Origin of the sequence: Methylobacterium frigidaeris, assembly GCF_022179185.1 — a bacterium.
Taxonomy (GTDB): domain Bacteria; phylum Pseudomonadota; class Alphaproteobacteria; order Rhizobiales; family Beijerinckiaceae; genus Methylobacterium; species Methylobacterium frigidaeris.
In genome coordinates, this window is record NZ_BPQJ01000002.1 from 217,032 (window position 1) to 231,492 (window position 14,461).

Sequence of the window (14,461 nt, forward strand, 5' to 3'; positions counted from 1 at the left end):
GCCGTGCGGGCGCTCTGGTATAGCGCAGCCGGCCAAGCGGAGCTGCGGCAAGAGCGCCTGCCCATACCGGGCCCGGACGAGGTGCGGGCGCGCACCCTGTGGACGGGCTTGAGCCGGGGCACCGAGCGGCTGGTCTTCGAGGGCCGCGTGCCCGAGGCGGTCGCCGGGCGGATGCGGGCGCCGGCGCAAGGCGGCGACTTCTCCTTTCCTGTCAAGTACGGCTACTGCGCGGTGGCGGAGACGGAGGACGGCGAGCGGGTCTTCGCGCTCCAGCCCCATCAGGAGGCGTTCGTCGCGCCCCGGGCGGCGCTCTGCCCCCTGCCGGAGGGCCTGCCGCCGCGCCGGGCGGTGCTCGCCGCCAACATGGAGACGGCGCTCAACGCCCTGTGGGATTCGGGCGCCGGGCCGGGGGACCAGATCGCGGTGGTCGGCGGCGGCGTGGTCGGGCTCCTCGTCGCCCATCTCTGCGCCGGCCTTCCGGGGACCGAGATCTGCCTGATCGACCGCGATCCCGCCCGGGCCGAGACGGCGCGGGCGCTCGGGCTCGCCTTCGCGTTGCCGGAGGCGGCGAAGCTCGAGGCCGACATCGTCTTCCATGCCAGCGCCAGCGAGGCCGGGCTGGCGCTCGCGCTGTCGCTCGCCGGGGAGGAGGCGACCATCGTGGAGCTGAGCTGGTACGGCGAAACCGCGATCGCCGCTCCGCTCGGCCTCGCCTTCCACGCGCGGCGCCTGCGCCTCGTCGCCAGCCAGGTCGGGGCGGTGGCGGCCTCGCGCCGCCCGCGCTGGAGCCACCGGCGCCGCCTGCTCAAAGCGCTCGACCTGCTGCGCGACGATCGCCTCGACGCCCTCCTCACCGAAGAGATCGCCTTCGCGGACCTGCCCGCGGCTCTGCCGCGCCTGCTGAGCCCCGGCGCGCCGGGCCTGTGCACCGTGATCCGCTACGAGGGCAGCGCCCGATCGCGCTGCAATCGGGCGCTGCCCTAGGTCTTTGGTTTTGCCGCATTGTCATCGACGAAGCGGTATCCGTTTCGTCGGACGATGCTCTTGAGGAGCCCGCATGTACGCCATCGAGGTCCGCGACCACGTGATGATCGCCCACAGCTTCCGGGGGGAGCTGTTCGGGCCGGCGCAAGGCCTGCACGGGGCGACCTTCGTGGTCGACGTGGCGTTCTTCCGCGAGAGCCTGACCCCGGACGGGGTGGTGGTCGATATCGGCCGGGCGAGCGAGGCGCTGAAGACGATCCTGGCGCCGCTCAACTACCGCAACCTCGACGACCTGCCGGACTTTTCGGGCAAGAACACCACCACCGAGTTCCTGTGCGGGCACATCCACGCGGCGATGGCCGCCGCCACGCGGGCCGGTGCGCTCGGCCCCGGCGGCGAGGGGGTGAGCCGCCTCCGCGTCACCCTGCACGAATCCCACCTGGCGCGCGCCTGGTTCGAGGCGCCGCTCGCCTGATGCGCCTCGTCCTCGCCGTTCCGGGCGACCTGTCGGCGCCGACCGGGGGCTACGCCTATGCCCGCCAGCTCCTGGCACACCTGCCGGCGCAGGGGGTGGCCGTCACGCATCTCCCCCTGCCGGGTGGGTTCCCGGATCCTGCGCCCGACGACCTCGCCCGCACCGCCGGCCTCCTGGCGGCGGTGCCGGCGGAGGCGGCTCTCCTCATCGACGGCCTCGCCTACGGGGCGCTGCCGCCCGCGGTGATCGGCGCCGCCGGGTGCCCGGTGGCGGCTCTCGTGCACCACCCCCTCGGCTACGAGACCGGCCTGTCGCCGGAGCGGACGGCGGTGCTGGTCGCGGGCGAGCGCGCGGCGCTGGCGCTGGCCTCCCGCGTCGTCGCGACGAGCCGCTACACCGCGCGGCTGCTCGCGGCCGAGTTCGGCGTGGCGCCCGCGCGGATCGCGATCGCCGAGCCGGGCACGCCGCCCGCCGCCCGGGTGACGCCGCGGCCGGGCCCGCACGCGAGGCTTCTCGCCGTCGGCACCGTGACGCCGCGCAAGGGATACGCGATCCTGGTGCGGGCGCTGGCGATGCTCGCCGACCTCGACTGGTCGCTGACGGTCGCGGGCAGCCTCGATCGGGCGCCGGACTGCGCCGCCTCCTTGCGCGACCTGATCGCCGCATCGGCTCTCGAGAGCCGGATCACGCTGGCGGGCCCGGTGACGCCGGACGCCCTCGACCGACTCTATGCCGGAGCCGACGTCGCGGTCTCGGCCTCGCTGTTCGAGGGATACGGCATGGCGCTCACGGAAGCCCTGGCGAGGGGCCTGCCGCTCGTCGCCACCCTGGGGGGCGCCGCCGCCGAGACCGTACCGCCGGGAACGGGCATCGCCGTGCCGCCCGGCAACGCGCCTGCCCTCGCCGCCGGCTTACGCGCGCTGATCGCCGATCCGGCCCGCCGGGCCGAGGCCGCCGCCGCGTCCTGGGCCGCCGGGCAGCGCCTACCGGACTGGCCCGACACCGCCGCGGCGGTCGCCGCCGCCCTGAGGACGCCCTCGTGAGGACAGCATGAGCGGCTTCAGCCCCGACTGGCTCGCCCTGCGCGAGCCCGCCGACCACGCTGCCCGCGACGCGGGCCTCGTCTCCACCCTCGCGCGCGCGCTGCCGCCGCGGATGCGGGCGGTCGATCTCGGCTGCGGCACCGGCTCGAACCTGCGGGCACTGGCGCCCCATCTGGGTCCCCGGCAGGACTGGGTGCTCGCCGACCACGATCCCGCGCTGCTTGCCGCCGCGAAGACCCGCCTCGCGGCCTGGGCGGAGCGGGCGGAGGACGCCGAGGACGGCCTGATCCTGCATCGCGGCGGGGTGCGGATCACCGTGCGGCTCCGCGCCCTCGACCTCGCGGCCGATCCGGCGGCAGCCCTGGCGGAGAGACCGGACCTCGTGACCGCGGCGGCCCTGTTCGACCTCGCCTCGGAGGCCTGGATCGCCACCGTCGCGCGGGCGGTCGCAGGCGCGGGCGCTGTCTTCTACACCGCCCTCACCTATGACGGGCAGGAGAACTGGACGCCGCCCCACCCGGCCGACGCCGCGGTCCACGCCGCCTTCCTGGCCCATCAGGCCGGCGACAAGGGGTTCGGGCCCGCCGCCGGCCCGGGCGCGACCGAGGCGCTGACGCAGGCCTTCCGGGGCCACGGCTACGCGGTCGAGACCGCAGCCAGCCCCTGGCGCCTCGGAGCGGACGCGGCGGCGCTGCTGCGCCCGCTCGCCGAGGGAACGGCGCGGGCGGCGCAGGAGACCGGGCGCGTCGCGGCGGCGGAGGCGGCAGCCTGGATGGCGATGCGGCAGGCGCCCGGGACCGAAGCGGTGATCGGGCATCGCGATCTGCTGGCGGTGCCGGTCCGGGGTGAGACGGCGCCGGCCTGACCGCGCCGGGGACAGTGCCGCGATCCGCGACGGCCTCAGGCCCGGACGCGGCCGGCGGGCTTTCAGGCCGTCCGGCGGATCGGGGCCTCGGAGGGGGACATCGCCGCAGCGTCGGGCCGCAAGCATCGCGACCGCCATCTTGTGGGAAGGATGGATGAACGACGAGGGCGACGCCCGATCGCGATGAGATCGGGCGTCGCCCTCGTGCAAGAGAGAGACGGCCCGTGCGCGCGATGCCGCACGGGCCTGCTCAGGTCGTTGGTTACGGCGTGTAGAGATTGACCGACTCGAATGCCTTTCTCATGGTCGTGAGACCCGACTTGAACGAGTAGCTGCTCTCGATCAGCTCACGCCCGCGCCTGGAGATGTTCGACCACAGCTCGGCATCCTCGTATAACCGCATGACGCACTCGACCCAGTCGGCCGGAGTTTCCGCGATCAGGCAATCGTAGCCGTGCCGCAGGCCGATCCCCTCCGCGGCGACCGGCGACAGGACGCACGGCGTGCCGTGCGCGAGGGCCGCGAGCACCTTTCCCTTGATCCCGGCCCCGCTGATGAGCGGGGCGACGAACACGCGGCAGCTGTCGAAGACCGTATCCACGGTCTCGACGTAGCCACGCACGATCACGTCGTCGGACGCCAGCTGGATGACGTCCTTGCTCGGATTGCTTCCGTAGATGTTGAACTTGATCGGCGACTTCTGGCGCAGGAGCGGCATCACGGCCCGCACGAAGAACCCGACGGCCTCTCCGTTCGGGTGATGATTGAAGCCGCCCAGGAACGCGATGTCGGACCGCGCCTCGAAGGGCGGCACGTTGTCCGAGGTCTTCTCGACCCAGGGAACATGCATCACGCGCGTCGAATCGAGATTGTGGCTCATGATGACCGCGTGCTCGACGGAATTGTAGCTCAGGACCAGGTCGACATCCCGCATGACCGCGAGTTCTTCGCCCCTGACGGTCAGGGCTTTGTCGATCAGAGCCCCATCGTTGCGGGTGATCGCGGTGCGCAGCTCACGCAGGAAATGCAGATCCGCGTTGTTCATGATCAACTTGGCCTGCGGTGCGTATCGCCGTGCCGCCGGGATGCAATCACGGGCCACGTAGTACCGCGTCATGTAGACGACGTCGAAGTCTTTGCCATGCTTCTCGAACACTTCTTCGATCGACTGATAGAAAGGTGCGTGATAGACCTCGACGCCGATGCGCTGCAGATACTCCGTGTGCTTTCCAAGATGCGCGAGGTTCTGCGAGAGGAAGGAAACCTTGTAGCCCAACGCCTGAACCAGGCGCATTTCCTGAACGGCGGCGTAGCTGCCCGCGTCGGTATCGACTTTCGGCGCCTGATAATCGACGAACAAGGCGCGGCCGTGAATACCCCGGTCCTTCTCGAGGTCCGGGCTCACGCCCTCGCGCCCGTGCCGGCGATAGGCATCGATCCACTTTCTCTTGAATTTCGGCCGGTTGATCTCCTGATGCCGCTTGGCTCCGCCGCCCGACACGTCGGTGCCGCTCGTGACGCCCTCGAAATGGTAGACGACGGACGAGGCGACGTAGTAAGTCTTGAAGCCGTGCGCCCTGACCTTGAACGCGAGGTCCGTGTCTTCGAAGTAGGCCGGCATGAACTCGGTGCTGAAGCCGCCGATCTCGTCCCAGACCAGCTTGGGCAGCATGATGGCGGCGCCGGACAGGTAGTCGGCTTCGCGGCTATAGGCGAAGCGCGGCTCGTGCGGGTTCTGGCTTCGCCCGTAATTCCACGGATTGCCGGACCCCCACACGATGCCGCCGGCTTCCTGGAGCGTGCCGTCCGGATAGACGAGCTTCGATCCCGCCAAGCCGACCTTGTCGAAGATCGTGAAGCTGTCCAGCAATTCGTCGAGCCAGCCGATCGTCGGCTCGGTATCGTTGTTGAGGAAGACGACGTACTCGCCCTCGGCTGATTCGGCCCCCTTGTTGCAGGCGCCGATGAAGCCCAAGCCTGCCTCGTTCCTGATGATCTTGATCCCGTCGACGTACGACGAGAGCTGCTTTGTCTTGTCTGTGGATCCGTCATCGACAACGATGACCTCGTATGGCGCCTTGTTGTAGGCGACCAGCAGCGCACAGAGACAGAAGTATGTAACTTCAAACTTGTTATGAACCGGAATGATGACCGAAACCTTCGGTTTTCCGTTCTGGTGAAACGTCAGCGGCCGGAAGTTCTTGTTGAACTTGAAGCCGAGAACCAGGACCTGATGGGCATGGAACAGCTGCGCCTGCAGCGCGTCGCTGATGCCATTTTCGAGATGCGCCTGGAGCGCGCGATAGCGATCGGCCGCCGCGGGGGCGAGATAGCTGGGCGGGAACGGAGCGGAGTGCTCCTGCAGGATGTACCAGGGTGTCGTCACGTAGGGGACGATGAAGTAGTCACGAGCCAGGATGGTAATACCGGTCGCGTCCCTCACGTCGAAGAGGTGCGCGCCGCCATCCAGCAGGCTGTCGGGTAGCTTGACCGTCGTATGGTGATGGCTGTGGTGATAGCCGGACGCGATCGGCTGGTTATCACAATACAAAACATAGTCCATCGACGTATTGATTTTTATTGTTATGAAACGTCCATGCTCGAATCTGAGCTCTGACTCTGAATATTTGAAAATGGAGTTGGAGTCATAAATGAGAATGCGGTCGAATTCGTCGGACTTGTTGACGAGGTGGATCTCGGGTCGATGCGCATTGATGCTCTCCACATCAATGTCAGCGCTGTACATCGAGTAGCTGGAAATACCCGAAAGAATCGACAACAAAAGACGAGTCCATCCGTCGCTCGCCGTCTTGTTGGTCTCCCCCTTTTTCGTCCAAGCGATTTTCAAGCTAACAGAATTGAAGAAGATGAAAAAGTTCATATCGCGTATCGCGTTATATGAACGGACGAAGCAAATGTCGATCTGAAGATACTTCGCACCGTTGGGCGCCGTGCAATAGGTATCGACCTGCTTCCAATCTTCCAGCTGGCCCCCTGCCTTGTGTTCCGTGAGAAGCTCTTCACAGCCGTCGATCGGCTTCTTCTCCTCGTCCAGGAAGGTCAGCTTGACGCGGCCCAGCGCGCGATGGGTCGCGAAGAGCCCGCGAAGCTGATAGGTGGCACCGGCGACCGCCGGAAGATCCGTACCGAAGTCTCTGTCGAAGTAAGTCAGGCAGGCGGACGCGGATGCCCCCGAACCGGTCATGTACGCGGTATGGCCGCTGGAATAATTCGTGCTTTCCGAAAAATCCGATCCGACATGCACGGAGGCAGGGAGCGGCGACTTCGGAACCCAGCTCGACTGGACGTTGGGCGAATTTTGCCCCACCAGGATATCGTCGGATCCGATGAACGACTCCAGGCCTCTGTCGGCCTTGATCAGATCCTTCGTATCGTTGCCGATTTTCAGAATGTATTCTTCCGAAAATTTTGACTCCTTCGATATGAAATTTATTTTCCCGCCGCTAATATTGACCGCATCAAACGGCGAATTCGCAACTGTCGACATAAGATTTTTTTCCCCTCACGACCGTATCTATATTAGAAATTAGCGGCCGTAGATGTCCTCGATGCGGATGATGTCGTCCTCGCCGGTGTAGCTGCCGACCTGGACCTCGATCAGTTCGAGCGGAATCTTGCCCGGGTTGGCCAGCCGGTGCACGCAGCCGATCGGCAGGTACGCCGCCTCGTTCTCGTGCACGAGGCGCACCGCACCGTCCACCGTGACCTCGGCGGTGCCGCGCACCACCACCCAGTGCTCGGCCCGGTGATGGTGCTTCTGCAGCGACAGCCGCCCGCCCGGCTTCACGGTGATCCGCTTCACCTGGAAGCGCCCCCCGATGTCGATGCGCTGGTAGGAGCCCCAGGGCCGGTACATCAACCGGTGGGCATCCGCCTCCGGCTCGCCCTGCCGCCGCAGGGTCTCGACCAGGTCCTTCACCCCCGCTCCCGCGCTCCGGCTGGTCACCAGTACCGCATCATCGGTGGCTACCACCACCACGTCGTCGAGGCCGACCACCGTGGTCAGGATCTCGCCGGAGGAATGCACCAGGCTGTTGCGGGTGTCGCGCACCGCCACCCGGCCGCGCAGCGCATTGCCGTCGCCGTCGCGGGCCGAGACCTCCCACAGGGCCCCCCAGGTGCCGATATCCGACCATGGGAAATCCACCGGCAGCACGCCGGCCCGGCGGGTCCGCTCCATGACGGCGTAGTCGATCGAGATCTGCGGCGCCCGTCCGAAGGCCTCCTCGCCCAGGCGCACGAAATCGAGGTCGCGGGTGGCCGTCTCGACGGCCTCGCGGGCGGCCTCCAGCACCGCCGGCGCGTAGGCCTCGAGCTCGTCCAGCATCACGTCGGCGCGGAACAGGAAGTAGCCGCCGTTCCACAGGGCGCCGTCGGCGATCAGGCTGGCGGCGCGGGCGGCGTCCGGCTTCTCGAGGAAGCGCGCGACGGCGTGCGCGCCGGTCTCGCCCGGCAGCGGGCTGCCGGGTTGGATGTAGCCGTAGGCGGTGGACGGGTTCGTCGGCGCGATGCCCAGCGTCATGATGTGCCCGGCCATTGCCCCGGCCCGGGCGGCGCGCGCGGCCCGCACGAAGGCCGCATCGTCCCCGACCGCGTGGTCGGCGGGCATGATCAGCACCAGGGCCTGCGGGTCGCGGGCGGCGGCGTGGAGCGCCGCGACGGCGACCGCCGGCGCGGAGTCGCGCCGGCAGGGCTCGAGCAGGATGTCGGCCTGGATCCCTCCCTGCGCGAGCTGCTCGGCGACGAGGAAGCGGGCGTCGTTGGCGGTGACGACCGCCGGCCGGGCGAAGGTGGCACCGTCGGTCAGGCGCGCGGCGGTGGCCTGGAACGACGAGCGACCGGGCTCCGCCAGCGGCAGGAATTGCTTGGGGAAACTCTCGCGGGATGCCGGCCACAACCGCGTCCCTGACCCGCCGCATAGGATCACCGGGTGGATCAGGCAGTCTTTCTCGAACGTCATAACAGCATTTCTCTTCCAAAACCGCGCGAGATGACCGCGCTGATGTTGCATCGTCTCGTTTCGGCCGCGAACAATTCAGAGATAATCAATTTATGACTTTATCGCACTGAAACCCGGTTTTCAGCTTCAGCACACTGACGAAGCGTGTACACCGGCAGAAGCCTGGACGCCAGAGATCGGCGCGCTTGCGGGCCTAGCAAAGCGATGCGCGGCGAATGATTGAAATCGTGAGTCGCGTTGCTCTTCAGAGCACCATCTAGACATGCCAGTCGTCGCATGGTCGCTCGTCGCATGGCCGGGACACGGAGCAAGCCACTGGCCGCGCGGACCTTGCCCGAGCGGGTTTCGCAAGAGAGGTGCCGGTTTTGTGATGGAAATCTGCGACAAAACAATAACCTGAGCGGACGGTACGTCAGCCTGCAGGTGCGAGTCTGCTGAGCGACGATTCGCCCGCAGACCCGAAGGTCGACGCGAGAGCCTCCAGCAAGAGCCGTGGACGCATTCGGGCAGGCAGGACATCGGCGTCGTGGCGCAGCGCCTGCGAACGGCCTCGTCCCGAGGTGCCGGCCAAGCCCGAACGGGTCTGCGCCGAAGCGGCCAAGCGCCGATGCCCCGGACGCCCCGGGATCGAGGCGGCACTGGCAAAACGCGCTGGTAACACCGGAAAGTCACGACGATCCGGAGCCGTGCCCGATCGCGCTGCCGCCCGGGGCCTCGATCGGGCCGCGTCATCCGGGATCGACGCCACCGGAACACGCTCCGGCCGGACGAAGGCGATCGTCCCGATCGGCGCGCGGATGCCCGGCTCCGCTCACTCGCTCCCCCGCCCCGGCAGCATCCGCCGCAGGGTCCCGTCCCGCCGCACGACATGATGGTGCAGGGCAGCAGCCACATGCAGCAGCACCAGCACGACCAGGGTGAAGGCCGCGAGCTGATGAATCTTGAGGATCGCCTCGCCCACCGGCATGCCGCCGGAGACCGGCAGGGTGAGGGGCAGGGTGAAGTACAGCATCACCGGCGCGCAGCAGGCCGAGGTGCCGGCCCAGCCGAGGATCGGCACCACCACGATCAGGAGGTAGAGCGCGAGGTGCGAGGCGTGGGCCGCCCGGCGCTGCCAGGCGGGCAGGCCGGCCACCAGCGGCGGGGCGCCGCGGGCGGCGCGCACCAGGAGGCGCGCCAGGGCCAAGGCCAGCACGGTGAGCCCGAAGGACTTGTGCCACTCGTAGAGCGCGTTCTTCAGAGGTCCGTCGGGCAGGTTGGCCATGGCGAGCGCGATCGGCACCAGGGCGAAGATCAGGGCGGCGACGACCCAGTGCAGCACCTTCTGGGACGGAGCGTAAGTGCGCGGCGTCATGCGGCCTCACTCCCGGGGTGTATAGGCACCCTGGACAATCGCGAAAGGTTGATGGAGGGATCTGCGGCAAAGCCGGGCCGGACATGCCACATGTCGCCCGGCACCGAACCGTGGCGTTCGCCCCCTCCGCGGTTCTCCGCAAGGGTTCCCGTCTTGGATTTCCGCCATGTCGAGGCGCCCGGCCCGTCGCGACCGCGCCGGGGCCATCTCTCTCAGGGTCGATGATGTCGGTCACGATGCAGAGTAGCAGCAGTCTAGACCCGGCCGCGGGCCGCGAACAGATCCAGGAACAGGTCCGAGAGCAGATCGACGTCGAGCGGGCGCTGGCGGAGATCCGTGCCGGTCGGCCGGTGGCCCTGCGCGGCGCGGACCCGGTGCTCGCACTCTCCGCCGAAGCGCTCGACGGAGACAGGGCCGCCGCCCTGACGGCGCTCGCGGGAACAGGCGCACGCCTCGTCCTGACGGCGCCGCGCCTGCGCCGCCTCGGCCTGCCCGAGCGGAGCGAGGCCGGCGCGGTCGCCCTGCCGGCGATCGACCCCGCCCGGATCGAGGCCCTGGCCCTGCGCCTCGACGGGCGGATCGACGCCCCCGTGGCGCCGGCCTCCGCGGGCGACGCCGCGGCCCTGGCGCTGATGGCGCTGGCCCAGGTGCTGCCGGCCGTCCTGGTGGTGCCGGGCGAGGCCGCATCTCCCGGCCCCCTTGCCGGCACCCTCTCGGTCGGGGCGGAGGCGATCGCCCGCTATCCGGGCCGGCAGGCGGCCTCGTTGCGGCCGGTCAGCCGGGCGCCGGTGCCGCTCGCCGGAGCGCCGGACAGCGAGTTCGTGGTCTTCCGCGGCGGCGAAGGCCTGCGCGACCAGGTGGCGGTGGTGATCGGACGGCCGGACCTGTCGGAGCCGGTGGCGGTGCGGCTGCACTCCGCCTGCCTCACCGGCGACCTGTTCGGCTCGCTCAAATGCGATTGCGGCGACCAGTTGCGCGGCACCGCCGGCTGGATGGCGCAGCATGGCGGCGGCATCGTGCTCTACCTCGACCAGGAAGGCCGCGGGAACGGGCTCGCCAACAAGATCCGCGCCTACGGCCTGCAGGCGCGCGGGCTCGATACCTACGAGGCCGACGAGGCCCTCGGCTTCGGCCTCGACCAGCGCCGGTTCGACTTTGCGGCCGCGATGCTCAAGGCCCTCGGCGTGAGCCGGGTTCGGCTCCTCAGCAACAATCCCGAGAAGGCCGCGAGCCTGGAGGCGGCCGGGCTCAGCGTGGTCGAGACCCAGCGGGCGCTCGGCCGGATCACGCCGGAGAACATCCGCTACCTGACGGCCAAGCGCGACCGGGCCGGCCACGCCCTCGACCTCGACGCCTTCGCCTGCCTCGACGTGTGACCGCCGCGCCGTCGCGCACCGTTAGCGCCTGCCTCCTGTGGCCCTGGGGCACGTTCGCTGCTAGCTAGGGCCCCGGTTGGGCCGGCACCCGCCCGGTCCCGATGGACGATCGACACGGGAGATCGAGCGATGAAGGGTGACGCCAAGGTCGTCGAGTACCTCAACCGCGGCCTGCGCAGCGAGCTGACCGCGGTGAGCCAGTACTGGCTCCACTTCCGCATGCTGAACGACTGGGGCTACATCGATCTCGCCAAGTTCTGGCGCAAGGAATCGATCGAGGAGATGAACCACGCCGATCGCTTCGTCGATCGGATCCTGTTCCTCGAAGGCTTCCCGAACCTGCAGGAGCTGGATCCGCTGCGGATCGGGCAGAACGTGCAGGAGATCATCGAGTGCGACCTCGCCGCCGAGGTCGAGGCGCGCAGCCTCTATCTCGAGGCCGCGAAGTATTGCGACTCGATCAACGACCGGGTGTCGAAGCAGCTCTTCGAGGATCTGGCCGCCGACGAGGAGGGCCATATCGACTTCCTGGAGACGCAGCTCGAGCTGATTCGCCAGGTCGGCCTGCCGCTCTACGCTCAGCGCCACATCGGCGGCCTGGAGAAGATCGAGCCCGAGGTCGAGTGAGCCGCCCTTGAGCGGAGCCGCATCGCGCCGTTCTGCCTAGGCTCTCGTTCCCGCATCACGCTCGCTGCCGAACCGGCGACCACGTCGGTACCGGCCGGCGGAACGATGCTCGGGGCCTTGACCGGAGCGAGGCCGCCTCACGCGGCCTCCTCCTTCATTTCCTTCAGCGTGCAGGCCGCTCCGCAGGTGGTGGTGCAGGCGGCGTGCGCCTCGGCCAGCGCCCGATCGAGGATGCCCCGGATCGTGCGGGCGCAGCGGCCGCATTTCGGGCTGCAGCCGAGGCAGGCATAGACCTGGGCGGGCGTGCGCGGGCAGCCCGGGCCGGGATTGAGGCACGCGCGCACCTGGCCGTCGGAGAGCACGTTGCAGGAACAGACGATCATGTTGTGACTGGAGCACCCGATCCGCGGAGCGCCGAGGGAGTCGCTCCCGCTGACCGCTCTCAGATTAGAACTTTTGAAAACTACAACATAATCAACAGGTTACTGATTCGACGCGGCCTCCGCAACCCGACCCGGCGCTGTCATCGCGCCGCAGGCGGCCGGCTGGGACGCCGTCATGCTGCCGGTCGGCACCCCGCAGCCGGACCTCGCCGACACCGCTCGCCTCGCCCGGGCGGGCCGCGGCGGCGCCTTCGCGCTGATCGACCGGCCGTCACCGATGTCGGCCTGCCGGCCTCGGCGGCTGCCAGGTGACCGATATGGCCCGAGCGGCGGGTGCCGTCATGACCGGCTCCGCCGCGAACGCCGCCTTCGGCAACGGCCACCCCGCGCCCGGCATGGGGATGATCACCAGACCCTTCGCCCTCAGGCCTTCGCGGCCGAAACCCGGGTGATGATCGTGCCGGCAGGAACCTGACGGGACGAGATTGACGTTACGGAACCGGCAGTTTCGCGATGGATCGGGAACCGCGAGGCTTTCTCGCGGCGATTGCTTTACGGTAAGGTCGCCCTGCAATCGGAGGAAAGCCCCCGCCTTCCCCTGCCCTCGCCTTCAGGACCCGGATCGCCCCGTGCCCCAGCCGCCGCTCCGCGTCTTCCTGGCCCTCGGTCTCGGGGCCGCGGGCCTGGTGGCGACCCTGGTCCTCGCCCTGGTGGCGTCGCGGGTGGCGAGCGAACGGCTCGAAGCGCGCATCGAGGCCGAGCTCGGCGACCTCGCCGCCACCATGGCCGGCCGGCTCGACCGGGGCCTGTTCGAGCGCTGGCGCGACATGGTGATCCTGGCGGAGAACGACACCATCCGGGATCCGGCCGCCCCGGTGGAGCGCAAGCGGCGGGCGCTGCGGCGGGCGCAGGAGACCTATCCCGACTACGCCATCATCGGGATGATCGACGCCGACGGCTGGGTCGCGGCGACGAGCACCGGTGCCCTCGAGGGGATCGACGTCGCGCACCGGGACTACTTCACCAAGGGCCGCCACGGCCCCTTCGTGGGCGACGTGCACGACGCCCTGCTCCTCGCCTCCTTGAAGCCGGACCGCGACACGACCGAGCCGCCGCGTGTGCTCGACATCGCCGCCCCGGTGCGGGACGATGCCGGCCGGTTCGTCGGCGTGGTCTCGGGCCATCTCGACTGGGCCTGGGCCCGGGCGGCCGAGGCGTCCCTGCGCGAATCCGCGGCCGGCCAGCGCGACCTCACCCCCCTGGTGCTCGCCCGGGACGGCACGGTGCTGCTCGGCCCCGATTCCTTGCGCCGCACCGGCCTGCCGGCGGAGCTGCCGAGCGTCGCCGCTGCCCGGGCCGGCCACTCCGGTACGGCGACGGAGACCTGGCCCGACGGCAAGCGCTACCTCACCGGCTACCGGCCGACCCGGGGCTACCGCGACTTCCCGGGCCTCGGCTGGACCGTGCTGGTGCGCCAGGATGCCGGCACCGCCTTCGCGTCGGTGGCGGATCTGCGCCGGCAGATCCTGCTCTGGGGCCTCGTCGTCGCCACGGTGGCGGCGGGCATCGGCTGGTTCGCCGCCGGCCTGCTCGCCCGGCCCCTGCGCCGCCTCGCCGTCGCCGCCGCCGCCCTCGGCCGGGGCGAGCCGGCAGCCGTTCCGGCCTCCGCCGTGCGGGAGGCACAGGCGATCAGCCACGCCCTGACGGCGGCCGCCGACACGCTGAAGCGGCAGGAGGAGGAGCGCCGGGCGGCGGATGACCGCCAGGAGCTGCTGATCCACGAGTTGAACCACCGGGTGAAGAACACGCTCGCCACCGTGCAATCGATGGCGCGCCAGACCGCCCGCAGCGCCGCCTCCCTCGATGACTTCACCGGCAGCTTCGAGGCCCGCCTGCTGGCGATGTCCCAGACCCACAACGTGCTCACCGCCAACCACTGGGAGAGCGCGGGCCTGCGGGGCATCCTGTCGGCGGAGCTCGATCCCTATGCCGGGGGCCGGGCCGACCGCATCCGCCTCGACGGACCGCCGATCTCCCTCGCCCCCGCGGTGGCCCTGCCCCTCGGGATGGCAATCCACGAGCTCGCCACCAACGCGGCGAAGTACGGCGCGCTCTCGGTCGAGACCGGGCAGGTGGCGGTGGAATGGGGGGTGGAATGGCAGGCCGGCACCGGGATGCTCTCCCTGCGCTGGCGCGAGACCGGCGGTCCCACGGTCGCGCCACCGGCGCGGACCGGCTTCGGCACACGGCTGATCCGTACCAGCCTGGAGCGGGAACTCGACGGCGAGGTCCGTCTCGACTACGCGGCCGCGGGCCTCGCCTGCGAGATCGCGGTGCCGCTTGCGGCCCGGACCGAGGCCGCGTGAGGGACTT

General features: G+C 69.5%; 11 protein-coding genes. 7 read left to right on the top strand and 4 right to left on the bottom strand.

Going from position 1 to position 14,461, the window contains the following annotated elements:
- Positions 1-42 precede the first annotated feature (42 nt).
- The 4 genes from MFF64_RS02915 (at position 43) to MFF64_RS02930 (ending at position 3,367) form a co-directional block, all read left to right on the top strand.
- A complete protein-coding gene (locus MFF64_RS02915) occupies positions 43-984 on the top strand; it encodes a zinc-dependent alcohol dehydrogenase (RefSeq protein WP_438823055.1) in 942 nt (313 codons plus the stop codon).
- A gap of 73 nt (positions 985-1,057) precedes the next feature.
- Positions 1,058-1,459, top strand: a complete 402-nt coding sequence (locus MFF64_RS02920) for a 6-pyruvoyl trahydropterin synthase family protein (RefSeq protein WP_238189503.1) — start codon at positions 1,058-1,060, stop codon at positions 1,457-1,459.
- Positions 1,459-2,502, top strand: coding sequence for a glycosyltransferase family 4 protein (locus MFF64_RS02925; RefSeq protein WP_099902568.1), 1,044 nt, complete (start codon positions 1,459-1,461; stop codon positions 2,500-2,502). Before MFF64_RS02920 ends, MFF64_RS02925 begins: the two co-directional genes overlap by 1 nt.
- A 7-nt stretch (positions 2,503-2,509) precedes the next feature.
- The gene (locus tag MFF64_RS02930; RefSeq protein WP_099902570.1) at positions 2,510-3,367 is read left to right on the top strand and encodes a class I SAM-dependent methyltransferase; all 858 of its coding nucleotides are present in this window, start codon (positions 2,510-2,512) and stop codon (positions 3,365-3,367) included.
- A gap of 262 nt (positions 3,368-3,629) precedes the next feature.
- On the opposite strand, the gene MFF64_RS02935 is transcribed toward MFF64_RS02930, so the two are convergent.
- The 3 genes from MFF64_RS02935 to MFF64_RS02945 all read right to left on the bottom strand — a co-directional run bounded on the left by MFF64_RS02935 (position 3,630) and on the right by MFF64_RS02945 (position 9,702).
- Positions 3,630-6,875 (bottom strand): glycosyltransferase, encoded by a 3,246-nt coding sequence (locus MFF64_RS02935; protein ID WP_238189506.1) that lies wholly within the window; start codon positions 6,873-6,875, stop codon positions 3,630-3,632.
- Positions 6,876-6,914: 39 nt separating this feature from the next.
- Positions 6,915-8,348: a mannose-1-phosphate guanylyltransferase/mannose-6-phosphate isomerase gene (locus tag MFF64_RS02940; RefSeq protein ID WP_238189508.1), complete on the bottom strand. Its 1,434-nt coding sequence runs from the start codon at positions 8,346-8,348 to the stop codon at positions 6,915-6,917.
- An 811-nt stretch (positions 8,349-9,159) separates the two neighbouring features.
- Complete coding sequence (locus tag MFF64_RS02945; RefSeq protein WP_238189510.1) at positions 9,160-9,702, bottom strand: cytochrome b; 543 nt, start codon at positions 9,700-9,702, stop codon at positions 9,160-9,162.
- Positions 9,703-9,938: 236 nt separating this feature from the next.
- On the opposite strand from MFF64_RS02945, the gene ribA reads away from it, so the two are divergent.
- Positions 9,939-11,078, top strand: a complete 1,140-nt coding sequence (gene ribA / locus MFF64_RS02950; protein WP_238189512.1) for a GTP cyclohydrolase II RibA — start codon at positions 9,939-9,941, stop codon at positions 11,076-11,078.
- Positions 11,079-11,207: 129 nt separating this feature from the next.
- Positions 11,208-11,705 (top strand): bacterioferritin, encoded by a 498-nt coding sequence (gene bfr, locus MFF64_RS02955; RefSeq protein ID WP_099899675.1) that lies wholly within the window; start codon positions 11,208-11,210, stop codon positions 11,703-11,705.
- A 137-nt stretch (positions 11,706-11,842) separates the two neighbouring features.
- Here the strand turns inward: bfr and MFF64_RS02960 are convergent, their stop codons facing one another.
- Positions 11,843-12,088 (bottom strand): (2Fe-2S)-binding protein, encoded by a 246-nt coding sequence (locus tag MFF64_RS02960; protein ID WP_099899677.1) that lies wholly within the window; start codon positions 12,086-12,088, stop codon positions 11,843-11,845.
- 629 nt (positions 12,089-12,717) lie between these two features.
- Here MFF64_RS02960 and MFF64_RS02965 point away from each other — a divergent pair.
- On the top strand, positions 12,718-14,454 hold the full coding sequence (locus tag MFF64_RS02965) for a sensor histidine kinase (RefSeq protein ID WP_099899679.1): 1,737 nt from the start codon (positions 12,718-12,720) through the stop codon (positions 14,452-14,454).
- Positions 14,455-14,461 lie beyond the last annotated feature (7 nt).

What these genes read in the sequence shown, in the direction of transcription:
- MFF64_RS02920 (WP_238189503.1), top strand. Translation starts at nt 1,058, where the DNA reads ATGTACGCCATCGAGGTCCGCGACCACGTGATGATCGCCCACAGCTTC.
- MFF64_RS02930 (WP_099902570.1), top strand. Translation starts at nt 2,510, where the DNA reads ATGAGCGGCTTCAGCCCCGACTGGCTCGCCCTGCGCGAGCCCGCCGAC.
- MFF64_RS02945 (WP_238189510.1), bottom strand. Translation starts at nt 9,702, where the DNA reads ATGACGCCGCGCACTTACGCTCCGTCCCAGAAGGTGCTGCACTGGGTC.
- MFF64_RS02935 (WP_238189506.1), bottom strand. Translation starts at nt 6,875, where the DNA reads ATGTCGACAGTTGCGAATTCGCCGTTTGATGCGGTCAATATTAGCGGC.
- MFF64_RS02925 (WP_099902568.1), top strand. Translation starts at nt 1,459, where the DNA reads ATGCGCCTCGTCCTCGCCGTTCCGGGCGACCTGTCGGCGCCGACCGGG.
- MFF64_RS02960 (WP_099899677.1), bottom strand. Translation starts at nt 12,088, where the DNA reads ATGATCGTCTGTTCCTGCAACGTGCTCTCCGACGGCCAGGTGCGCGCG.
- bfr (WP_099899675.1), top strand. Translation starts at nt 11,208, where the DNA reads ATGAAGGGTGACGCCAAGGTCGTCGAGTACCTCAACCGCGGCCTGCGC.
- MFF64_RS02940 (WP_238189508.1), bottom strand. Translation starts at nt 8,348, where the DNA reads ATGACGTTCGAGAAAGACTGCCTGATCCACCCGGTGATCCTATGCGGC.
- ribA (WP_238189512.1), top strand. Translation starts at nt 9,939, where the DNA reads ATGCAGAGTAGCAGCAGTCTAGACCCGGCCGCGGGCCGCGAACAGATC.